We start from the raw sequence: 22,883 nt of genomic DNA, 5'->3' as shown, positions 1-22,883 counted from the left end.
GACGCAGCGTGCGTCCATCATGCGATCTTATCTCTTTCGCGTTGGAGAGAACGCACCAACGACTACAGCTGCGGCATCCTTCGGAAAACTTCGAACCGATCAATGGGCTGCCGTTGACCGCCGACGTGCACGATCTCTTCGCCGTCGACACTGAGCTGGGTGCCGTGGGCCCTGAGGGCAGCAACCTTGCGATCGAACCAGGGGGATACATCGTGACGCTCTATCGCGGAATCATCGCGAGCCTGATCTAGGGAGTCAGGATCCTCACCGTCCGCTCCTGTGACGATCACCCAAAAGGGAATCTCGAGCCCGTGCGCCACCGCGCGCGCGAGACGATGCGCAAACACGTGATCCGGGTGACCGTAGCCACCGTCATCGTCATAGCTCACAATGGCTCCCGCACCAGCAGTCGCGGCAGCCGCAATCAGATCGTTCAATGCCTCGGCCACGGGCACCCGTGTCAGTGCGTCGGCGCTCGAATCAGGGGCGGCCGTGGCCCGGCCATCGGCCCCCCACACCATCCCCGAATCCTCGTAGATCGTTGGGGGAAGTCCCTCGGCTCGTGCCGGAGGAACTCCGAGAAAGACATGCCGTTCGACACCGAGCATCGCAAGCGCGGTTGCAAGCTCGTTCTGACGGTGTGGCGCAAGATCCTCTGTTCCCTGCAGTGCCGCGAAGGGGCCAGGCGTCACCTCACCCTGCTCGCCGCGGGTGAGCGTCACCAAAAGCGGCTCCAAGCCTGCCTCAGACAGGGCGGCGAGCGTGCCACCTGAAGAAATCGTCTCGTCATCGGGATGGGCATGCACAAACATGACGCGGGGCACCCCGCCAAACCACGTCGCCTGAACCCTGCTCTGATGCTCGCTCACCGGATCCTCATCCCTGCTCGGCATACCACGCTCGCAATCTTGCCTCCGCAGCATCCGCCCCGATTATGCCCTCATCAAGACGCAGCTCAAGCAGGTACTTGTATGCCTTACCCACGAGCGGACCGGGTGGGATCCCGAGCAGCGCCATTATCTGTTCACCATCGAGCTCCGGTCGCACCGCGGCCAGTTCCTCTGCCTCCGAGAGTTCGACGATGCGGTGCTCAATATCGTCGTAGGCGTGCTCCAGCCGCTCGGCCTTTCGCCGGTTACGCGTGGTGACATCGGCGCGCGTCAGAATATGCAGTCGCGCAAGCTCCTCGCCCGCGTCGCGCACGTAGCGACGCACCGCCGAATCACTCCACTGCTGATCGCTGTAGCCAAAGAAACGCAGGTGCAGCTCGATAAGTCTGGCGACTCGTTTCACGCTGTCATTGTCGAAGCGCAGTTCACGCAGCCGCTTCTTCGCGAGCTTTGCCCCCACCACATCATGGTGGTGGAAGGTGACACCGCCCCGCTCAAATCGCCTGGTAGCTGGCTTCCCGATGTCGTGCAATAGCGAAGCGATCCGCAGCACCGTGTCGGGCTCGGGATCGACACCCTCTGGGCGCCGCTCATTCTCCAGCTCAATCGCCTGCCGCAGCACCGTAAGGCTGTGCTCATAGACGTCTTTGTGGCGCCCGTGATCATCCTGCGTCGCCTTGAGCGCGGGAAGCTCGGGCAAGAACTGATCCGCGAGCCCGGTGTCGACGAGCAGACGAATGCCGGGCACAGGATCGTCCGCGGCCATCAGCTTTACGAACTCATCACGGATTCGCTCGGCGGAGATGATCTCCAAGCGCGGAGCGAATTCCACCATCGCCGCCTGAGTGTCGGCCACAACTTCAAAGCCGAGCTGCGATGCAAAACGGGCCGCGCGCAGCATCCTGAGCGGATCATCAGTGAACGAGGATTCGGGGGATCCTGGGGTGCGGATCCGGCCCGCGAGCAGATCTTCAACCCCTCCAGACACATCAACAAGCCTGAGCTCTGGCAACATCAGCGCGAGCGCGTTCATGGTGAAGTCACGCCGCACCAGATCGTCCTCGATCGTGTCGCCGTAGGTCACCTCTGGTTTTCGGGAATCGTCCCGATATATCTCCGCGCGGTAGGTCGTGATCTCGACCGTTTCGCCGTACACCTTCGCGGCGATCGTACCGAAGTCTCGCCCCAGGTCCCACACATTCTTTGAAATTCCGTCAAGGATCGCGCGGGTTTCGTCGGGGCGAGCAGAGGTCGTGAAATCTAGGTCGGTGACCTCACGGCCAAGCAACGCATCTCGGACCGGCCCGCCCACCAGGGCGAACTCGTGCCCGGCTGCATGGAAGGTTTTCGCCAACGTGGCGACGGCGCGAGACTCCGCAATTGTGCGCAGCGCGTCCATTGATTCAGCGAGGGAGGGCATTCCTCAAGCGTACTCAAAGCTTGCGGGTCGAACGCACTCCATAGACTGAGAACATGGATTCCCCGCACCCCGCACACGGCCGAGGCTTGCGCAGTTTCGCCGCGGCGGTGCTCGCGCTGATGCTCTTGGTGTGTGCCGCGCCCGGAGCTTCGGCCGTCGCTCGCGCCGAAGACCCCACGAATGAGACCGATGTGGTGGATCCGGACACCACGCAGTCAGACGTCGACGAACCGGCCGCGGTGGAAGAGCAAGTACCCGAGCTGGTGGTTGCACCCGAGGACCCGCTGTTCGAGGACACCGGGACAGAGTATTCGGTGAGCATTCTCGTTCGTAATCCGAGCGATTCACCCGTTCCCGCAGGCACCCTGAGGCTCGAAATCGATCAGCAGCGAACCAAAACGCTCGCAGAACTCGGTAGCGAGGATCCGAGTGCCCGGCACCTGCTCGCCGAGAGTGAGCTCAGAGAGACGAAGTCCCGAGACGCACAAACCGTGGACTTCACCGTGCGTCGCGCAGATATGCCGCTCACCGCGCTCTCAGAGCCCGGTGTCTATCAACTCCACGCAACGTTCGTGCCCGAAGACGAACCCGAGGAGCCCGCCGCATCAAGAACCCCAGATCACCCTGCCACCGACGAACTGATCAGCTCAAGCACTCCGGTGGTGTGGCAGGGAACCGCGGGTGCGAAGGTGAACGTCAGCGTGATTGTCCCGCTCGTGTTGCCCTCGGATATCGATACGCTGCCGACTCCGGATCAGCTGAAAGACGTGGTCCCCGGGCTGAACCGCTTGTTGGTCACCGCCACTGCGCAGCGGGCGACGCTCGCGATTGATCCACGCATCATTGCGAGCATCAGGGCATACGGCGAGAATGCGCCCGAGGAAGCGAGGAGATTCCTCACTCGGCTCGAGTCAAGCTCCCTGCAGAGTTTCCTGCTGCAGTTCGCCGATGCGGATCCCGCCGCGCAGGCAGCGCTCGGTTTTCCGAAGCTGCTTGAACCCACAAGCCTCGATTTCGCGTCGCGTCTGGGGGAGTTCCCCGCACTCGACACCGAGGAAGAGCCCAGCGCACCAGAGACCACCATCCCCGGCGCGGAGATCGACGCAGATCCCGAACAGGCCGCTGACGCGGACAACCCTGCAAGCGCCGCAGACGGACTTCCCGACAGCGACGTACCATCGGACAGCTCCAGCACACTGCCAAAGCTTCGTGAGCTGTTGAGCTGGCCGAAGGGCACCGCCACGGCTTGGCCCGCGGAGGGGGCCGTCGATGCGGCCACTCTGGCGCTGCTCCGCACGAGCGGGATTACCACTGTCGTGCTCGATTCAGAAAATGTGTGGCAGGAAGACACGCCACGCACCACGCTCTCCGACACCTCGGCTCTCATCACCGACGCGGGTCTTGGCGAGGCCACACGCGCAGCTCTCACGGCCCCCACCGACACGGAGAAAGCGGCAGCGCTCGCGACCGCGGCATCCAGACTCGCCCTCGCCGCACAGAATAATTCTCCCGGCATCATTATCGGCCTTGACCGGGGTGCAACGGCGGACTCAGAAAATCCCGAACAGATGCTTGAGGCACTCGCAACCCTGAGCTGGGTCTCCCCGAGCTCACAGACGGATCTCCCGACAGCGCCCGCCGTGCTCAAAAGCGCTGAAACACTCGAAGATCGCCGGGAGCTGCTGCGTACGGCGGCCGGTCGTGAAGACTCGGTTGACGAGGTCGGGGCGATCCTGGTGCACCCCGAATACCTCACCGGCTATCAGCGCACCCGCCTGCTTGAGCTGTTTGCGACCCGCTACGCTGCACCCGACACCGACTTTGCGAGCGTCGCAGCGGACTTCAAGAAGCGTGATACTGAGTTGATGCGGGGGGTGGAGGCCATCAGCACCCAGAGAACGCAGCTCGTTGGGGTGTCGACACGCGTCCCTGTGCAGTTGCGCAACTCCCTTCCCTTCGAGGCGCTCGTGAAGGTGCAAGTCGTACCCGCCTCGGCAGCGCTCAGCGTTTCCGAGCCCACGTTCTCCAACGTCTCCGTGAGAGCAGATGGCAATGAGCGGCTTCTTGTGCCCGTGCGCAGCCGCGTGTCATCGGGAGAGTCTGGCCTGGTGGTGACCATCTCATCTGCTGATGATCAAGTCACCGTGTTCACCGGTACCCTCGCGATCTCAATCAGCAGCGTGATCGAATCAATCGCACTCTGGACCCTCGGCGTTCTCGCAGCGCTTCTCCTGAGCTTCGGCATTTGGCGCAGTGTGCGCAGGCGTAGGCACGCCGTCAGCGGTGAGTGAGGTCACGGGAATAGCGAAACCCTAGGATGGGTTGTAGTCCCTGGAGCGGCGAAGGCCGCGACGTTACCGCAATGCGTGCGAGGAGTCTCATGCACCAGATCATCATCATCGGGTCCGGCCCGGCGGGCTTTACCGCAGCCATTTATGCAGCGCGTGCTGGGCTGAAGCCCCTGCTGTTCGCGAGCTCCGTGGCCATCGGCGGCGAGCTGATGAACACCACCGAGGTCGAGAATTTCCCGGGCTTCCCCGAGGGGATCCAGGGCCCAGACCTGATGCAGAAAATGCAGGAACAGGCCGAGCGCTTCGACACCGAAATTGTGTACGACGACATCACCGAGGTTGACTTCTCCGGAGACATCAAGCGGGTCACTTCGAGCGACGGCACCGTCCACGAGGCACACGCTGTGATCTATGCGACCGGCTCCGCCTATCGCAAGCTCGGTCTCGCGGACGAGGATCGCCTCTCGGGACACGGCGTATCCTGGTGTGCCACCTGCGACGGCTTCTTCTTCCGCGAGAAGACGATCGCGGTGGTTGGCGGGGGAGACTCCGCAATGGAGGAGGCGACGTTCCTCACCCGTTTCGCAGACAAGGTCTACGTTATTCACCGCCGTGACGAGCTGAAGGCATCGAAGATCATGCAGCAGCGCGCCTTCGATAACCCGAAGATCGAGTTCATCTGGAACTCCGGTATCTCCGCGATCCACGGCGAGAGCCAGGTCACCGGTGTCACCCTGCAGAGCACGGTTGACGGCACCGAGCGCGAGCTCGCGCTTGACGGCCTCTTCATTGCAATCGGGAATGATCCGCGGACCCATCTCGTGCACGGCAAGCTGGAGCTTACGAGCGAGGGAACGATCGCGGTCGAGGGCCGAAGCTCACGCACCTCGGTACCCGGTGTCTTTGCCGCCGGAGACGTCATTGATCCGAGTTACCGCCAAGCAATCACCGCGGCGGGATCGGGTACCGTTGCCGCGCTCGACGCGGAACACTACATCGCCGCACGTGACCAGCAAGAGGCCACAGCAGCGGCAGCGGTGTAACGCAGACCATCAAGAAATTACAAGGGAGACGAATTATGAGCACGGCAGTTATTGTCACCGAGGCGACGTTCGACGAGGTCGTACTGAAGAGTGAAATTCCGGTGCTGGTCGACTTTTGGGCCGAGTGGTGCGGTCCGTGCCGCATGGTCGCCCCGGTACTCGATCAGATTGCCGCGGAACACGACGGCAAGATCATCATCGCAAAGCTGAACGTCGACGAGAACCCGAACCTGTCGGCTCAGTACCGCATCACCTCAATCCCCGCGATGAAGGTGTTCAAGGGCGGCGAAGAGGTTCGCGAGATCATCGGCGCGATGCCGAAGCAGATGATTGAGGAGCACCTTAACGGGATCATCTAGTGTCGTGTGTCGCAGGTAGCTTTGCAGATACGGTGCTCCGGGAGATGTGAGGCGAATTTGCGACACGCGGCACTAGTCCGCGCAGCAAGTGGTGGGGCATGACTGTGGTCGTGCCCCACCACTTGTGTATACGGCCAACAGCGCGCCCGTTGCGCGTGAGCGCACGGGACACCGGAATACACTGTGAGCATGCCCGCCATTGAGTTGCACACAGCACGAACCATACTCACGGCGCCCACCCTTGACGACGTCCCCGCCATCTTCGAGGCTTGCCAGGACCCCAGCATTCAACGCTGGACAACGGTGCCTGCTCCCTACAAGCGCGAGCACGCCGTTGGTTTCGTTGAGCATGTAACTCAGGCCTGGGAGTCCGGCGAGGAGCACACATGGGCGATCCGCCACGCAGGTGTGCTGTGTGGCATGATCGGCCTCATTCGGCAAGAACCCGGTGCCGCGGAGATCGGCTACTGGGTTTCCCCTACTGCGCGGGGCCAAGGCCTGTTCGCGGAAGCGGGCCGCGCCGTCCTTGACTGGGGCTTCGCGGCACACGGCGGAGAGCTTGAACGCATCGAATGGCGTGCATACGCCGGCAACGTTCCCTCGGCCTACAGTGCTCGCGCGCTCGGCTTCCGCTATGAGGGTCACCTGCGCCGCGGCTTGCCTCAAAGAGGTAAGCGTTTTGACGGCTGGATCGCAGGGCTACTCGCGGTCGATGACCGTGAGCCGCGACCCTGGCCCGTCTTGAACGGGTGATCCCGCACGATCCATCAAGCGCTCTGTATGTCTCCCAGCGGAGGTTGCGCTTTAGCTGAACCCGGGGTCGCCCAGCTCAGACAAGATCCGCTTCAGGTCAGCGATCGTCGCGAAGTCGATGATGATCTGGCCTTTCTTCGCCCCAAGCTTCACGGCGACACGGGTGTCAAAGCGATCCCCCAGACGATCTGAGATCTCTCCGAGCTGCGCCTGCACCCCACCCGCACGCGGCTTCGGGATCTTTCGCTTCGGCTCTTCGCCGGCAACGGCCTCGGCCGCCCGTACCGAAAGCCCCTCGTTCACAATCTTGTCGGCAAGACGCTGCATCGCTTGTGCATCACCGTCAAGCGACAGGATCGCGCGCGCGTGCCCCGCAGAGAGTACACCCGCGGCGACCCGCGCCTGCACGGTCTCCGGGAGCTTGAGCAGGCGGATCGTATTTGAGATCTGGGGCCGCGAACGGCCGATACGGGTGGCGAGCTGATCCTGCGTGATGCCGAAGTCCGCAAGCAATTGCTGATAAGCGGACGCCTCTTCGAGCGGGTTCAGCTGTGCGCGGTGCAGGTTTTCGAGCAGCGCGTCGCGAAGCATATGCTCGTCCGCCGTGCTGCGAACGATAGCGGGGATCGTCTCAAGACCCGCACGCTTTGAGGCGCGAAGCCTCCGCTCACCCATAATGAGTTCGTAGTGCGGGCCTTTCGCTGGCGCGTTGTCAATTGCGCGCACCACGATCGGCTGGAACACACCGAACTCACGCACGCTGTGCGTCAGCTCGTCGAGCGCTTCCTCGTCAAACTCGGTGCGCGGCTGCAGCCGGTTCGGCACAATATCGCTGACATCCAAGCGCGTGAGCTGAGCGCCAGGAACCTCGCGTAGGGCCTCGCCCTTGGGCGTCTCTTCCGTATCAGACACCGCTGAAGCCGCCTCGCTTTCGGCGGCTGCAGCCATAGCTGCCGCCGATCCTGTGCCATTCGCTGGAAAGAACACGTCGACAGGGCGCTCGCCGGATGCTGGCGCCTGGGGGATCAGCGCGCCGATGCCGCGCCCGAGTCCGCCTCGTTTTTTCGTCGCCATCGCCTACGCTCCTCCGTCGTTCACAGGATCATTCTTGCTACCGTCCGCACCACGTTCGGCCATTTCAGCCGCGGCTTCAAGGTAGGCCAAGGCGCCGATCGAGGCGCCGTCGTAGGCGTGCACCGTCTGACCATAGCTCGGGGCCTCCGAGATTCGCACGGAGCGCGGAACAACAGCATTCAACACTTCCTTCGGGAAGTGGGCGCGCACCTCGCCAGCAACCTCTTGCGCGAGGTTCGTGCGGGCATCGTACATGGTGAGCAGAATCGTTGAGACACGGAGGCTGGGATTCAGGTGCTTCTGGATGAGTTGAATATTGCCAAGCAACTGACTCAAGCCTTCAAGCGCGTAGTACTCGCACTGGATCGGGATCAGCACCTCGTCGGCGGCGACAAAAGCATTTACGGTGAGCAGTCCCAAAGATGGCGGGCAGTCGATGAAAACGTAGTGGTAATCGCGCTCTGATTCACGCAGGAAGGTTTCAACGGCCGTGCGAAGGCGCTGTTCACGGGCAACGAGTGAAACAAGCTCGATCTCAGCGCCCGCAAGGTTGATAGTGGATGGCACACAGAGGAGATTCTCGTGGTCACTCGACACTTGCAGTGCGTCAGCCAGTTCGCTATCCCCGAGCAAAACGTCATAGACACTCGTCACCTCTGGACGGTGATGCACGCCGAGTGCCGTGGAAGCATTGCCCTGTGGATCAAGGTCGATGACGAGCACGTTCGCACCGCGTCGCGCAAGCGCCGACGCGAGGTTCACGGTAGTGGTGGTCTTTCCGACGCCGCCCTTTTGGTTAGAAACCGTGATGACACGGGTCTTCTGGGGGAGCGGGGAGACCGTTTCCGCAAGCCTCCGGCGTCGCCTAATCTTGTCGACGAGGTGATCGCCAACGAGTGATTTCTCAGCTTCAGCCATGACTCCCAAGCCTAGCCCGAAAAACGCGCGTCGTTTCCGCGAGTTGACCCTTACCGAGCTCTTCAATAGTGATATCTCGAAGCCGGTACTTGCGCAAAACCTTTTCAGCGGCGTCAATCTCGTTCTCAATCGCCGCACCCTTCAAGAACAGCATTTCGCCGCCGTCCTTGACAAGGGGTGCCGTGAGAGGAACAAGCTTTCGGAGCGCCGTAACCGCTCGGGCGGTAATCTGATCCACCTCAAAGGCACCGTGGAATTCCTCAGCACGCCCTCGCCGCACCTCGGCATTGCTCAACCCGAGCCGCTCGATCTGCTCATTGAGCCAGATGCAGCGCCGCTCCATGGGTTCAACCAGTAGAAAGTGGGCGTCAGGGCGAACAATCGCAAGCACAAGTCCGGGCATACCGCCACCGGTGCCAATGTCGGCGACGCGCGCATCAGACTGGATCAGCGGCGCGAGTACGGCACTGTTCAGCACATGCCGGGTCCATAAGCGGGGGAGCTCGAGGGGGCCAATGAGCCCAAGCTCTTCTCCTCGCGCAGCAAGATCGGTGGTGAACTCGCGCAGCACCTTAATACGGTCGCCCGCCAAATCGACGGCTGCGGCCGGTTCGGTCTCGAACTCTACGTGTTTCACGTGAAACGAATCAGGCGCTTCTGATAACCAGGCGACGATCCCGGCCCTCACCGCGTGACTCAGAGAAGTATCCGCGCTCGGCAACGTCATCGTGGACCAGCTTGCGCTCATAAGAAGACATCGGTTCGAGTTCAACCTGCTCGCGACCCGCTGCTATCTGCGCAATAGCCGCATCAACCATGCGCTTCAGTTCGTTCTCACGAGCACTACGAGAGCCGCCAATATCAATGATCAGTCGCGAGAAACGGCCCGTCTTTGCCTGCACAGCAAGCCGGGTGAGATCCTGAAGCGCTTGCACCGTGTCACCACCGGCAAGCCGATCGAGCTCTTCATCCCCTCCGGTAACGGAGACATAGGCGCGGCCATTCGCAACGTCAATGTCGATGTCGCCATCGAGATCCGCGATATCGAGCAAGCCTTCGATGTAGTCAGCTGCAAGATCACCGTCAGCCTCAAGATCAGCTAGGCTGAGCTCCTCGTTTGCTCGGGACATGGCGTTTTGTTCAGTGTTCATCGGGTCACTTACCCTTCTTCTTTGCGCGCTTAGCACTCATGGGTTGCTGTCGCTGTCCCTGGTCAGCCGCGCGCTTCTCTTCGATCTCGAGTTCTTCAACGCTTAGCTTGCCCTTTGCTTTCAGACGTGCCTGGCGAGCACGCCACGCCTCACTACCCGGGGTCGGCATGCTCCGGATGACAATGAACTGCTGCCCCATCGTCCACAGGTTAGAAGTGAACCAGTAGATGTTCAGCGCGAGCGGGAAGGCGACGCCTGAGAACAAGAAAGCAAAGGGGATGATGTAGAGCAGGATCCGCTGCTGACGGTACATCGGCGAGTTCTTCGTTTCGTCCGAAACGTTCTTTGACATGATCTGGAGCTGCGTGAAGAACTGTGATGCGATCATCAACACCATAATGATGCCGAGCATGGTGACGATGACCCAGTTGCCTTGCTCCCAACCCTGGGTAAAGGTCATCTTCAACGGCGCACCAAATAGATCCGCCTTGTTGAAGCTCGACGTGAGATCCGCATTCATGAGGCCAATTCCCGGCCTGTTATCTGCAGCATGGCGCAGCACATAGAAGAGCGAGAAAAAGATTGGCATCTGAATGAGTATGGGCAAGCACGAGGAGAACGGGTTTGTCCCGTGTTTCTTGTACAGAGCCATCGTCTCGCGGCTCATGGCCTCACGCGAGAACTGATCCTTCTTGCCCTTGTACTTGTCTTGCACCTTCTTGATATCGGGGGCAAGATCCATCATGCGTCGTTGCGAACGGATCTGTCGCACCGTGACGGGGATCAGCGCTGAACGCACCACCACCACCAGGCCGATGATTGACAGTAGCCAAGTGAGGCCGCCGGCGGGGTCCATGCCCATCCAGGTGAATACCTGGTGCCACACAGCAAGGACGACCTCGACGAGCCACCGCAGGGGCCATAGTACTGTCTCGAAAAAATCCACCGGGTTAGGCCTTTCGCTGGGTGGGTCTGATAAAACCCCGAGAATTTATCACGAGATAAGACCGGAGCCCGGGAGGAACATCATCGATGCCTCCCGAACTAAAGGGATTACACCGCAGAAGACGCCAGACGGTCAAAACCAGTCCAGCGACAAAACCGCGTTGTTGGTATGCCTCCAAAGAATACCTGGAGCAGGATGGATAATACCTGCACACCTCACCGTACAGCGGGGAGATGATCCGGCGATAACCCTGCATGAGGGCAATAGCGAGATTGCGAGGGAGAATCCAAAGTTCAAGGAGAAGTGTTCTCATGCTCGAACACTTTCCGACTGGAGCTTAGCAAGGGCGCGTGAGACTTCTTTATCGAGATCCAAAAACGTTGCCGCCGCACTGGCCGGTAGAGCACGAAAAACGATATCTGCACCTGAGAATCCAGCGTTGATATGTCCCTCGGTGATCGCCTTGAGTCGACGCCGCACGCGATTACGCACGACCGCGTTTCCCACGGCCTTCGAAACGATGTAACCAAAGCGAGCTGGATGGTCCGAAACGTGGAAAACCGCGTGGGTGATGCACAAGGCACCACCCACGCGGCGTCCGGAACGCATTACGTACCGGTAGTCTTCACCCCGGGTCACTCGATTTCGCCGAGCCGGCATGTTCGTCCGGGATCGGGATTACGCGGTGAGCTTCGAGCGGCCCTTGCCGCGACGAGCTGCGACGATGGCGCGACCTGCACGAGTACGCATACGCGCACGGAAACCGTGTACCTTTGCACGACGACGATTGTTGGGCTGGAAAGTGCGCTTGCTCATGAAAAACTCCGTGACTTATGGAACAGATCCCTGAAGCTCAGCGTCCTCAAGGAAGTCGGATGTAGGCGACATGCGGCACCAAACAACGAATACTGAAGTTTTGATCTCCAGTTATTCAACGTCTTGCGCTTTCTGGCACCAAAGCACCAGGCCTATCGCCCATACAAGGTATTGAGTCTACGCGCAAAGCCGCTGTGCGTCAAAGTTCCTTGTTTTCTTCGAATTCTCTTCGCGTGATTGGCCCACAAGACTTGCCTGTGGACAATTCTGTGGCTAGCGTGGGCGCAGATGATCTCCGGCTTGGCCAGATTCCCGTGTTTGCGGGGATTCCGCCTTGTGCTCTTGTGGATAACCACGGGGATAACATCGGGGATAACATGGATACCGAACTAGCCTTACAGACGACACAGGGTGCAGTGTGACTGAGCAAGAATTACAAGATGTATGGGCGCAAGTTACCCAAGCGGTGATGAGCGACCCCGCCGTTGGTCCCGCAGTCGGCGCTCAATTGGCTCTTGCTGTTCCCCGCGGCCTCGCTGGTGGCACTCTATATCTCGCGGTTCAGCTTGAATTCACACTGAAACTACTCGAAAACCGCCTGAGACCCGCGATAATGGCCGCCGTTGCGCAGATCCCAGATGCGCGCGGCATTGAGAATTTCATTGTAATTGTTGATGAGGATGCACACCCGGCCATTGATCCCGAGCCCGATGCAGGCACCGTTGAACTCTCGCCACCGCAACAAGCGGTCTCTGAACCGCAGCGCCCGCTCACCGAACCTCGCCGCAGGCACGGCGCCGACGATCAGCCAGTCGACAGCCAGCTAAACGAGAAGTACCGATTCGACAGTTTCGTCATCGGACAATCAAATCGTTTTGCCCACGCGGCTGCCGTCGCTGTCGCTGAAGCACCCGCACGCGCCTACAACCCACTCTTCATCTACGGTGATTCGGGCCTGGGGAAGACTCACCTCCTGCATGCGATCGGCCACTACGCACGTGAACTTTTCCCGGATGTGCGCGTTCGCTATGTGAGTTCCGAGGACTTCACGAATGATTTCATTAACTCAATTGCGAACAACCAAGGTGCGGCATTCCACGCGCGTTACCGCAGCGTCGACATCTTGCTCGTTGATGACATCCAGTTTTTGGAAGACAAGGTTGAGACCCAGGAAGCGTTTTTTCACACCTTCAACACCCTGCACGATCACAACAAACAGGTCGTCATTACCAGCGATGTGCAGCCCAAGCAGCTTCGAGGCTTTGAAGATCGAATGCTCTCACGGTTTGAGTGGGGTCTTCTGACCGATATCCAGGTTCCGGATCTCGAAACCCGAATCGCTATTCTGCGCAAGAAGGCGCAGCGCGAAAATCTCGAAATCGACCACAGCATTCTTGAGTTTATTGCGAGCAAGTTTTCTTCAAATATTCGTGAGCTCGAGGGCACGCTCATTCGGGTAACGGCCTATGCAAGTTTGAATCAGCAGCGTATCGACATGCAGTTGGTACAGACCGTCTTGAAAGATCTCATCACCCTCGATGCGGATAACGAAGTGCAGCCGACTGACATCATTAGCCGCACCGCGGAGTATTTCGATCTCTCGGTGGATGAGCTTCACGGTGCTTCCCGCACTCAACAAATCGCGACCGCACGGCAGATCGCAATGTACTTGTGTCGTGAACTTACGCCACTCTCGCTTCCAAAGATCGGACAGCTATTTGGCGGACGAGACCACACAACAGTGATGTATGCCCACAAAAAAATCACTCAGCTCATCACTGAGCGCAGGTCAATCTATAACCAGGTAACCGAACTCACAACCCGGATCAAACAGGGAACCCGGTAGCCCATCATCCACACATCACACCCCGTCTGTGGATAACTGGGGACAAGTCGTTGAAATCTGTGGACGAATAGTCACCCGCTGTGGAATCAGCTCGACCCACACTGATCTGCATCATTCCGGGGATTGTGAGTCATCCACCACGCCCCAACAACTCACAAAGATGTAGTTCTCTACAGATTGCTGGGAAGTAGCGAGTTATCCACAGTTTCCACAACTGTTAACACTGTTAACAGTTCTCTTCTCTTTAATGGGCACTCGATCACGCTGTGGGGAAGTGGTCTTCTGTGCCCGAAAAGAATGACACGGATGCTCCACCCCGTGGGAGTATGCAAAGATTGTCACGCACCCTCAGTGCGAACTCACTCAGAAAGGAAGCCAAATGCGATTCACCGTCAATCGTGACGTGTTTAGCGAGTCGGTTTCATTTGCGGTGAAGCTACTTCCTCAGCGGCCTACGCAACCACTGTTGAGCGGCGCGCTCATTGAAGCAGCGGGTGACCAGCTCACGATTTCGTCTTTTGACTACGAAGTGTCAGCGCGCACCTCGATCACCGCTGAGGTCAGCGAGGCAGGGCGTGCGCTGGTCTCTGGCCGACTGTTGAGCGAAATTGCTCAGCGCTTGCCACATTCTGATGTCGAGGTTTCGCTTCTTGACGCTCGTGTGGAAGTGCGATGTGGTTCGGCCACCTTCAGCCTGCCGGCCATGCCCGTTGAGGAGTACCCACAAGTTCCCCAGGTCGACACCGTTTCGGGTTCTGTGCCAGCCGATGTGTTCGCGGACGCGATTGCTCAGGTCTCGCTGGCAGCATCAAAGGACGATGTTACGCCGGTGATCACCGGCGTTCAGTTTGAAGTCACTGAGAACTCGCTTACACTGACCGCTACGGATCGATACCGTGTGGCAACCCGCGGCATCGATTGGGAGAATCAAGGCGGACAAGAGCAGCTCAGTGCCCTGGTTCCTTCAAAAATCGTGACTGAGGTCGGCAAGACGTTTGCGAATGATGGCCGGGTACAGGTTGCAATCGTGAAAGACGGTGAGCGTGAGCTGATCGCTTTCACCGGGGGAGCCAAGACGGTCACCTCTCTCCTGATTAAGGGGAATTACCCGCCGGTTGGGCGTCTCTTCCCGACTGAAGTAGATAACTACGCTGTGATGAATACGGCTGAACTCGTCGAAGCGGTAGGGCGTGTTGGTCTTGTGCTTGAGCGGGAAGCAGCGCTTCGTTTTTCGTTTGCTGAGGGAATGGTTACCCTTGAAGCCGCGGGCACCGAAGCTGCTCAGGCTGTGGAAACTGTGGATGCCCACTTGGTCGGTGAAGAGATGATCGTGTCGCTGAAACCACAGTTCTTGCTTGATGGGCTTCGTTCGACCCATTCCGAATTTGCGCGCATTGCCTTTACTCGTACCGATAACCCGGGTAAGCCCGGTCCCGTCCTCATTACGAGCCAGCGAAGCAAAGACGAGGCAGACGAGGAAAGCTTCCGTTACTTGCTGCAGCCTAATCTGCTGCTGCGATAGGGAGGCACGATGCGGGTTTCGCATCTGTCACTAGGAGACTTCCGTAACTATCGCTCGGGCGAATTGACACTCGAGCCTGGCCCTAATCTGTTGCTTGGACGCAACGGTCAGGGCAAGACTAATCTTGTTGAAGCGATCGCTTATTTTGCGAGTCTACGTTCGCATCGGACGACGGGGGATGCGCCGCTCATTCGAGCCGGCGCTGACTCAGCAATCATGCGAATGAAGATCGAGGCTTCCGAACGAGAAGTGATTCTCGAGATGCAATTGAATCGGGATCGGCCCAACCGAGCCCAGGTAAACCGAAACGTGGTTCGCCCCCGTGAAGTTACTCGCTGGTTTGCGGCCGTTGCATTTATGCCCGAAGACCTTACGATCGTTCGTGGAGAACCATCTGCGCGTCGGCGCTTTCTTGACGACGCGCTTGTTGCGAGACTTCCGATAGCAGCAGGGGCGCTCGCAGACTATGAGCGGGTCGTGAAGCAGCGTACTTCGCTCCTCAAATCTGCGAGAGGCGGGCGGGCGATTACGCCTGCAGCACTCGAGATTTGGGACGATCAGCTTATTGAGTATGGAACCCAGATCATGTTGGCACGCCGCGAACTTGTGCGGGATCTCGGGGATCCACTTCGCGCGGGTTATGCCGCACTGGTTGAACAGGACCACGGCCCGGGTCTTTCTCTGAGTGAGTCAGTTGCTTCTGCGATCATTTCGGATCCCGATGTTTCACGTGAAACAGAGGATGCTAGAACGCTGGCGAGTGTTTCACGTGAAACAGTCGCCGAACAGTTCCGGCAAGCCCTAGAAGTTGTTCGCCCCAAAGAGCTCGAGCGAGGTGTGACTCTTGTGGGTCCTCACCGAGATGACCTCCTGCTGTCGTTGAACAGTCTTCCCGTGAAGGGATACGCGAGTCACGGAGAGTCGTGGTCCTTCGCGCTGTCTCTGAAAATGGCGTTGGCAACGATTCTGAGAGACGACTCACCGGCGGGGGATCCTGTGATCATTCTCGATGATGTGTTTGCTGAACTAGACGCTCGGCGTAGACAGCAGTTGATGTCAGCGGTTCGGGAATTTGAGCAGGTGATTGTGACCGCGGCCGTTGAGGACGATATTCCCGACGATGTCCCATGGCATCGGATTCGAATTGACTCGGGGACGATTCTGGATGTAGATGCTACTCCGGAGGTGCCTTGATGACACACGGGAAAGAATCCTCCGATTTTGTCAGCAATGCCTATTTGCGGGCCAAGTCGGTGTGGCGCGGCAAACCGGTGCGGAAGAGGGCAAAGTCCGCTCTTTCCGAAAGCGGAGAAGGAGTTCCGTTTGGATTTGGGCGTGATCCAAAACCACTTGGAGATCTTCTGAGCAGTGTTGCCAGCGATATGGGGTGGAGCGTTGAGCTTGACCAGGCACGTATCATCGAGGAGTGGCCTGAGTTCGCAGGCGCCGCGACGGCGGAGCATACAACGGTCGCAGGAATCAGTCATGGCGTGCTTCAAATTCAGTGTGATTCAACGACCTGGGCTACTGAGCTGAGGCGTCTCAGAGCTGAAATGCTTACACGTTTACTCAGGGAATACCCAGATGCAGAAATACGAGATCTTCGATTTATAGCTCCGGGAGCCCCGAGTTGGCGACATGGGCCGCGTACTGTGCGGGGAGAGGACCCCGAGACACCTACGGATAGGACGTCCAAAAATCAAGCTGTAGGCTTTCAATTTCCCCTTTTCGCGGCGAATTGCTCCGAAAATTGGCCGCACACTGTGCGCTGTTGTCTGAATGCCTTAGCAAGGGAACGATCCCTCCTAAATGATTACCCGGATTGGGGCGCAGTGCCACCTCCAACACCGGAATCTTGATAAGCTGGTGTGCGGAAGTATCCGGGGTGAAAATGCGCTCTGAGACGCCCAGAGAAGGATCATTCAAGGCATGAGTTCAGAACAGACCGCGGCCGCGGAAGAGTATGGCGCTGGCGACATCCAGGTGCTAGAGGGACTTGAGGCGGTGCGGAAGCGACCCGGTATGTATATCGGTTCGACGGGCCCCCGAGGCCTGCACCATCTCGTCTATGAAATTGTAGATAATGCTGTCGATGAGGCGCTCGCTGGCCACTGCGATACCATCAATGTCACTATCCTTGAGGATGGTGGTGTCCGCGTTATTGATAATGGGCGCGGGATCCCGGTCGACATGCACCCGACTGAGGGTCGATCAACGGTAGAAGTTGTTCTTACCGTGCTGCACGCTGGTGGAAAGTTCGGTGGCGGTGGTTACGCGGTCTCCGGTGGATTGCATGGCGTGGGATCCTCCGTTGTTAACGCGCTTTCGAGTCGCTTCGATGTCGCGGTCAAGCGTCAAGGTTTCACGTGGAACATGTCCTTCACAGACAGCGTTCCAAACGCACCGCTCGCCGCGGGTGAGGCCACAGAAGAGACCGGCACGACCATTACTTTCTGGCCGAGCGCTGAGATCTTCGAGACTATTGAGTTTGACTACGGGACACTGCGCACTCGATTCCAGCAGATGGCCTTCCTCAACAAAGGTCTCACGATCGAGCTGACCGATCTGCGTCCGCAGGAACCCATCGAAAATGATGAGGGTGAACTTGTAGCGCCCCCGGCCCCTCATGACCTGTTCATGTACGAGAAGGGCATCGAGGACTACGTCGAGCACATCAACGCCGCGAAGCGCGCCGAGGTTGTCAACGAAGAGATTATTTCTTTCGAATCCGAAGACACAGAGAAGCACATCTCCGTTGAAGTTGCTATGCAGTGGACCACTTCCTATTCGGAAAGCGTGCACACCTACGCAAACACCATCAACACTCACGAGGGTGGCACCCACGAAGAAGGGTTCCGTGCAGCACTCACCACACTGGTGAATCGCTACGCGCGCGAGAAGAACATCCTCCGCGAGAAGGACGAGAATCTCTCGGGTGATGATGTTCGAGAGGGCCTGACAGCCGTGGTGTCCGTGAAGCTTGGTGAACCCCAGTTCGAGGGCCAGACGAAGACTAAGCTTGGAAATACCGAGGCGAAAGCCTTTGTGCAGAAGGTCGTGGGAGATCAGCTGGGAGACTGGTTCGAGCGTAATCCTGGCCCCGCAAAAGACATCATACGTAAGTCGATTCAGGCCGCGACAGCGCGCTTGGCTGCTCGTAAAGCGCGTGAAACCGCGCGCCGTAAGGGTCTTCTTGAGTCGGGCGGCATGCCGGGCAAGCTTTCGGATTGCACCAGTAAGGATCCGGTCGTCTCTGAGATCTTCATTGTGGAGGGCGATTCTGCGGGTGGCTCCGCGAAGACGGGGCGAAACCCGCAGACACAAGCGATCTTGCCACTCCGGGGCAAGATCCTGAATGTCGAGAAGGCTCGTCTTGATCGTGCCTTGAACAACAATGAAGTTCAGGCCATGATCACCGCATTCGGCGCTGGAATCGGAGAGGATTTTGATCCTGAGAAGGTCCGATACCACAAGATTGTGCTCATGGCCGATGCAGACGTCGACGGCCAGCACATTACGACGCTGCTGCTGACGCTGCTGTTTCGGTATATGCGTCCGCTGATTGATCTTGGTTATGTATATCTCGCGCAGCCACCGCTGTATCGCATTAAGTGGACTAACGCCGACCACGAGTTCGTATTCACCGATGATGAGCGAGATCGAGCACTTGAGGCTGGCGCGGCAGCAGGACGCCGCCTACAAAAAGAAAGTGGTGTGCAGCGCTACAAAGGCCTGGGCGAGATGAATTACGAGGAGTTGTGGGAGACCACAATGAACCCGGAATCGCGAACCCTGAAGCAGATCACTATGGACGACGCGGCCATTGCCGACGAGGTTTTTGCCACCCTGATGGGCGAAGACGTCGAGGCACGCCGTGGATTCATTCAGCAAAACGCGAAGGACGTGCGCTTCCTTGACATCTGAGAATCAAACCCCCGAAACCGAGTCAGAGCGGGAGTTCTCCGACGCCGAGGTTCCCCAGCACGGCAAGATCGCCCAGGTGGATCTTCAAGCCGAGATGGAGAGCTCGTACCTCGAATACGCGATGAGCGTGATCGTTGGACGCGCCCTGCCCGATGTTCGTGATGGGCTCAAGCCCGTTCACCGCCGCGTGATCTACACGATGTACGACGGTGGCTACCGCCCGGACAAGGCCTTTTCAAAGTGCACCCGTGTCATCGGCGATGTGATGGGTCAGTTCCACCCTCACGGTGACGCCGCGGTGTACGACTCGCTTGTGCGGCTCGTGCAGCCATGGGCGTTGCGCTACCCGCTCGCCCTCGGACAGGGTAACTTCGGCTCACCCGGCAACGACGGTGCCGCCGCGCACAGGTACACGGAGACCAAGATGTCGCCGCTCGCCCTCGAGATGGTGCGCGATATCGAAGAAGAGACTGTCGACTTCGAACCCAACTATGACGGCCGCACGCAGGAGCCCACGGTCCTCACCTCACGGTTCCCGAACCTCCTGGTGAATGGATCCGTAGGTATTGCTGTCGGCATGGCGACGAACATCCCGCCGCACAACCTGCGCGAGGTGGCTGCCGGCGCCAAGTGGCATCTTGAAAACCCCGGCGCTACTCGTGAAGAACTGCTCGAAGCGCTGATGCAGCGGATCTCGGGCCCCGACTTCCCAACGGGTGCGCAGATTCTGGGCACCAAAGGCATTCGTGACGCGTATGCCACGGGGCGTGGATCCATCACGATGCGTGCCGTTGTCAACATCGAAGAGATCCAGAATCGCACCTGCCTTGTGATTACGGAGCTGCCGTACCAGGTCAACCCAGACAATCTCGCGATCAAGATCGCTGAGTTGGTCAAGGACGGCAAGGTTCAGGGCATCGCGGATATTCGGGATGAGACCAGCGGCCGCACCGGCCAGCGCCTGGTGGTGGTGCTGAAGCGTGATGCCATCGCTAAGGTTGTCCTCAACAACCTCTACAAGCACACTCAGCTGCAGGACAACTTCGGCGCGAATATGCTCGCCATTGTTGATGGGGTGCCGCGCACGCTCGCGATCGACGGCTTTATCACCTACTGGGTGAAGCACCAGATCGAGGTCATCGTTAGGCGTACCGAATTCCGCCTGAAGAAGGCCGAGGCTGAGGCTCACATTCAGCGCGGCTATCTGAAAGCGCTTGATGCGCTTGACGAGGTTATTGCTCTGATCCGGCGCTCACAATCTGTGGAGGATGCGCGGACGGGCCTGATGGCCCTGCTCGATGTCGATCAGATTCAGGCTGATGCGATCCTGGCCATGCAGCTTCGCAGGCTGGCGGCTCTTGAGCGGCAGAAGATCATGGATCTTGCGGCCAAGCTTGAGGCCATGATCAAGGAGTACGAGGGCATTATCGCCTCGCCCGAGCAGCAGCGCGGCATTGTCGTAGACGAGCTTGATGAAATCGTTGCAAAGTTCGGGGACGAACGACGCACCACGATCCTGCACGGCTACGACGGCGACATGTCGATGGAAGACCTCATTCCTGAAGAAGAGATGGTCGTGACCGTGACCCGTGGTGGGTACGTCAAGCGCACCAGGATCGACAACTACCGCTCGCAGCACCGCGGTGGCAAGGGTGTGAAGGGTGCGCAGCTACGTGCAGACGACATCGTTGAACACTTTTTCGTAACGACGACACACCATTGGCTGCTATTTTTCACAAATACCGGCCGTGTGTATCGTGCAAAAGCCTACGAGATTCCCGAAGGCGGCAGAGACTCTAAGGGTCAGCACCTTGCAAACCTTCTCGCGCTCGCACCCGATGAGGTCGTGACGCAGATTCTTGACGTTCGTGACTTTGACGATGCCGGGTATCTTGTGCTCGCAACACGCAATGGACTCGTGAAGAAGACGGCGCTGACCGACTACGATACGAACCGCACCGGCGGCATTATCGCGATTAAACTGCGCGAAGGTGACGAGCTCGTTTCGGCCCTGATTGCGGAGTCCGAAGACGATGTCCTGTTGATTTCTAAGCAGGGAATGTCGGTCAGGTTTACTGCCTCTGACCAGGCGCTTCGCCCGATGGGACGCTCCACGAGTGGCGTGCGCGGCATGAACTTCCGTGAGGGAGATTCGCTGCTGTCGGCATCGCGCCTCAGCGAGGCGAGCAGCTTCGTGTTTGTCGTTACCGAGGGCGGATACGCCAAGCGAACTGCGGTTGAGGAGTACCGTGTGCAGCAGCGTGGCGGCTACGGGATCAAGGTTGCGAAACTGGATGAGGCGCGCGGCGATTTGATCGGTGGAATTATCGTCGATGAGGCCGATGAGGTCTTGGTAGTGCTCGCAAGCGGCAAGGTCGTTCGATCGGCTGTCGCCGAGGTTCCGGCAAAGGGACGCAACACAATGGGTGTGGTCTTTGCACGATTCCCAGAGGGGATCGTATTATTGGCATCGCGCGTAATTCGGAGCGTGGGCTCGATGACGAGGAGTCCGAAGCCCAAGACGCCGAAACTGCAGGACTTCCCGAGACTGCACAGACCAAGGAAGACGTGAATGAGTAATACTGTCGCCGACAAGCTGGCAAAGAAAACCCGCAAGAAGGCCCCTTCAAAGCAGGTGCGCCTGAAGCTCGTGTACATCGACTTCTGGTCTGCCGTGAAGTTTTCCTTCCTGGTGTCCATCTGTCTCGCCGTTGTGGGGATTGTGTCGACGATCCTGATCTACACGGTGCTGATGCAGACGGGCGTCTTCGGCTCGGTTGACACCGTATTCATGGATATTGTCGGCGAAGAGAACAGCCTGATGAAGATCATCGGTTTTCCGCAGGTGCTCGGCTTCTCAGTAGTGGTCGCGATCCTGAACCTGATCGTTGGCACGGTGCTCGGCGCTATCGCTGCTCTCGTGTACAACCTGCTCGTGCGTGTGCTGGGCGGATTCCAGCTCGGCTTCACCAGCAACTAGGACGGCTCTCACCGGATCCGGGTGTCGAATTGCGGTTTTTCACTCGTTTCCGGTAGAGTCAATCCTTGTGTTGCGGGGCTATAGCTCAGGTGGTTAGAGCGCTTCACTGATAATGAAGAGGTCCCAGGTTCAAGTCCTGGTAGCCCCACCAAATAACGCGAGGGCGGTCGAGCAATCGGCCGCCCTTTGTTGTATCCGGCAGTCGCTCGAACGTCTCGCCTGAGCACCGGGAGTGGGTTTGCGGCGTCTGAGAGAATTGTTCGATGGGACAGATCGCATGAACTGGGGCCAAACGCGGAGGAGGAAGAAGCCTCCGAGACGCGACTGGGCGGCACCGTGGGTCTTTGGAACCGTCTCGCTGATGTTTGCCGCGCCAATGCTGTATTACCTCTGGGCGATCGGCACCGGACGAGCACTTTACGACGGACAGCAGATGCTCGTGGTGTTCCTCCTTGGTGCCGCCGCTGTCGCGCTCCTGAGTTGGATCCCGCACGTCGTTCTGATTGGTGACGGATACCTGCCGAAGTTCTCCCATGACAAGAACACGCCGTTCACGTTCTGGTACTTCGTAATCACCCTCGGCATCTGCGCGATGCTCTTGGGCCTTGCCCCCGTGCTCCCTCTCTTAGACGGGTACCGGTTCGCAGATGATGGCCTGACGCTCACGAGAGGCCCACAATCGATGCCGATCGCACTGTGGATTGTGGCTCCACCGGTCTGGGCATTGTCCGCCCTGCTGAGCTATCTCATTGGGCGAGGTCTCTGGAGGCACTATCGGCCCGAGACTCAGGAGCGCAGCGACCCTGCGCTTCACGCCCTTGCAGCGCGCTCTTCCCAGCGCTTCGCCGGAGGCTGTCCCCCACCGATGCGCAGCGGGAAGAGCGCGCAAAGCGGTCAGCGAAGTGGTGGGCTGAACTAACGAAGCAACCAGAGGGCGGTTCGAGTCTCCC

21 protein-coding genes, 1 tRNA gene and 1 pseudogene are annotated in these 22,883 nt (G+C 58.9%); 13 read left to right on the top strand and 10 right to left on the bottom strand.

Annotated features, from left to right (window positions below):
* Window positions 1-62: 62 nt before the first annotated feature.
* Together G7067_RS02735 and G7067_RS02730 are read right to left on the bottom strand one after the other, a co-directional pair.
* Window positions 63-869, bottom strand: coding sequence for a PIG-L family deacetylase (locus tag G7067_RS02735; RefSeq protein WP_244301214.1), 807 nt, complete (start codon window positions 867-869; stop codon window positions 63-65).
* A 7-nt stretch (window positions 870-876) separates the two neighbouring features.
* On the bottom strand, window positions 877-2,310 hold the full coding sequence (locus tag G7067_RS02730; protein WP_166321790.1) for a CCA tRNA nucleotidyltransferase: 1,434 nt from the start codon (window positions 2,308-2,310) through the stop codon (window positions 877-879).
* A gap of 53 nt (window positions 2,311-2,363) precedes the next feature.
* Here G7067_RS02730 and G7067_RS02725 point away from each other — a divergent pair, with 53 nt between their 5' ends.
* From G7067_RS02725 to G7067_RS02710, 4 genes are all read left to right on the top strand, one after another.
* Entirely contained in the window at window positions 2,364-4,601 is a 2,238-nt protein-coding gene (locus G7067_RS02725) for a DUF6049 family protein (RefSeq protein WP_166321788.1), read from the top strand.
* 89 nt (window positions 4,602-4,690) lie between these two features.
* Entirely contained in the window at window positions 4,691-5,644 is a 954-nt protein-coding gene (gene trxB / locus G7067_RS02720) for a thioredoxin-disulfide reductase (RefSeq protein ID WP_166321786.1), read from the top strand.
* Window positions 5,645-5,679: 35 nt separating this feature from the next.
* On the top strand, window positions 5,680-6,003 hold the full coding sequence (gene trxA / locus G7067_RS02715) for a thioredoxin (RefSeq protein WP_166321784.1): 324 nt from the start codon (window positions 5,680-5,682) through the stop codon (window positions 6,001-6,003).
* Window positions 6,004-6,192: 189 nt separating this feature from the next.
* Window positions 6,193-6,756 carry a GNAT family N-acetyltransferase gene (locus G7067_RS02710; protein ID WP_166321782.1) on the top strand — a complete coding sequence of 188 codons (564 nt, stop codon included), beginning with the start codon at window positions 6,193-6,195 and terminating at the stop codon, window positions 6,754-6,756.
* A gap of 51 nt (window positions 6,757-6,807) precedes the next feature.
* On the opposite strand, the gene G7067_RS02705 is transcribed toward G7067_RS02710, so the two are convergent.
* The 8 genes from G7067_RS02705 to rpmH form a co-directional block, all read right to left on the bottom strand.
* Entirely contained in the window at window positions 6,808-7,830 is a 1,023-nt protein-coding gene (locus tag G7067_RS02705; protein ID WP_166321780.1) for a ParB/RepB/Spo0J family partition protein, read from the bottom strand.
* Window positions 7,831-7,833: 3 nt separating this feature from the next.
* Window positions 7,834-8,748 (bottom strand): ParA family protein, encoded by a 915-nt coding sequence (locus tag G7067_RS02700; RefSeq protein WP_166321778.1) that lies wholly within the window; start codon window positions 8,746-8,748, stop codon window positions 7,834-7,836.
* Window positions 8,741-9,385, bottom strand: a complete 645-nt coding sequence (gene rsmG, locus G7067_RS02695; RefSeq protein ID WP_244301213.1) for a 16S rRNA (guanine(527)-N(7))-methyltransferase RsmG — start codon at window positions 9,383-9,385, stop codon at window positions 8,741-8,743. Before rsmG ends, G7067_RS02700 begins: the two co-directional genes overlap by 8 nt.
* Window positions 9,386-9,395: 10 nt before the next feature.
* A complete protein-coding gene (locus G7067_RS02690) occupies window positions 9,396-9,899 on the bottom strand; it encodes a Jag family protein (RefSeq protein WP_166321774.1) in 504 nt (167 codons plus the stop codon).
* 4 nt (window positions 9,900-9,903) lie between these two features.
* Complete coding sequence (gene yidC, locus G7067_RS02685; RefSeq protein WP_166321772.1) at window positions 9,904-10,845, bottom strand: membrane protein insertase YidC; 942 nt, start codon at window positions 10,843-10,845, stop codon at window positions 9,904-9,906.
* A gap of 4 nt (window positions 10,846-10,849) precedes the next feature.
* On the bottom strand, window positions 10,850-11,101 hold the full coding sequence (gene yidD / locus G7067_RS02680) for a membrane protein insertion efficiency factor YidD (RefSeq protein WP_244301316.1): 252 nt from the start codon (window positions 11,099-11,101) through the stop codon (window positions 10,850-10,852).
* Window positions 11,102-11,154: 53 nt separating this feature from the next.
* Window positions 11,155-11,454 (bottom strand): ribonuclease P protein component, encoded by a 300-nt coding sequence (gene rnpA, locus G7067_RS02675; RefSeq protein WP_244301212.1) that lies wholly within the window; start codon window positions 11,452-11,454, stop codon window positions 11,155-11,157.
* 69 nt (window positions 11,455-11,523) lie between these two features.
* Window positions 11,524-11,661, bottom strand: coding sequence for a 50S ribosomal protein L34 (rpmH, locus tag G7067_RS02670; protein ID WP_010155609.1), 138 nt, complete (start codon window positions 11,659-11,661; stop codon window positions 11,524-11,526).
* Between the two features lie 418 nt (window positions 11,662-12,079).
* Here rpmH and dnaA point away from each other — a divergent pair, with 418 nt between their 5' ends.
* From dnaA to G7067_RS02625, 9 genes and pseudogenes are all read left to right on the top strand, one after another.
* A complete protein-coding gene (gene dnaA, locus G7067_RS02665) occupies window positions 12,080-13,507 on the top strand; it encodes a chromosomal replication initiator protein DnaA (RefSeq protein WP_166321766.1) in 1,428 nt (475 codons plus the stop codon).
* Between the two features lie 379 nt (window positions 13,508-13,886).
* Window positions 13,887-15,029, top strand: a complete 1,143-nt coding sequence (gene dnaN, locus G7067_RS02660) for a DNA polymerase III subunit beta (RefSeq protein ID WP_166321764.1) — start codon at window positions 13,887-13,889, stop codon at window positions 15,027-15,029.
* A 9-nt stretch (window positions 15,030-15,038) separates the two neighbouring features.
* Window positions 15,039-16,223 carry a DNA replication/repair protein RecF gene (gene recF, locus G7067_RS02655; protein WP_166321761.1) on the top strand — a complete coding sequence of 395 codons (1,185 nt, stop codon included), beginning with the start codon at window positions 15,039-15,041 and terminating at the stop codon, window positions 16,221-16,223.
* Entirely contained in the window at window positions 16,223-16,888 is a 666-nt protein-coding gene (locus G7067_RS14015; protein ID WP_341872861.1) for a DciA family protein, read from the top strand. Before recF ends, G7067_RS14015 begins: the two co-directional genes overlap by 1 nt.
* 70 nt (window positions 16,889-16,958) lie before the next feature.
* Window positions 16,959-18,953, top strand: a complete 1,995-nt coding sequence (gene gyrB, locus G7067_RS02645) for a DNA topoisomerase (ATP-hydrolyzing) subunit B (RefSeq protein WP_166321759.1) — start codon at window positions 16,959-16,961, stop codon at window positions 18,951-18,953.
* A 67-nt stretch (window positions 18,954-19,020) separates the two neighbouring features.
* Window positions 19,021-21,533, top strand: a pseudogene (gyrA, locus tag G7067_RS02640) (DNA gyrase subunit A).
* Window positions 21,526-21,933: a DUF3566 domain-containing protein gene (locus G7067_RS02635; RefSeq protein WP_166321757.1), complete on the top strand. Its 408-nt coding sequence runs from the start codon at window positions 21,526-21,528 to the stop codon at window positions 21,931-21,933. Before gyrA ends, G7067_RS02635 begins: the two are co-directional and overlap by 8 nt.
* 74 nt (window positions 21,934-22,007) lie before the next feature.
* Window positions 22,008-22,084: transfer RNA gene (locus tag G7067_RS02630), tRNA-Ile, on the top strand.
* Window positions 22,085-22,210: 126 nt separating this feature from the next.
* The gene (locus tag G7067_RS02625; protein WP_166321755.1) at window positions 22,211-22,852 is read left to right on the top strand and encodes a hypothetical protein; all 642 of its coding nucleotides are present in this window, start codon (window positions 22,211-22,213) and stop codon (window positions 22,850-22,852) included.
* Window positions 22,853-22,883 lie beyond the last annotated feature (31 nt).

This window comes from Leucobacter insecticola, assembly GCF_011382965.1.
GTDB lineage: Bacteria > Actinomycetota > Actinomycetes > Actinomycetales > Microbacteriaceae > Leucobacter > Leucobacter insecticola.
The sequence above is the reverse complement of the archived record's forward strand: the minus strand, read 5'-3'. Positions and strand labels throughout refer to the sequence as shown.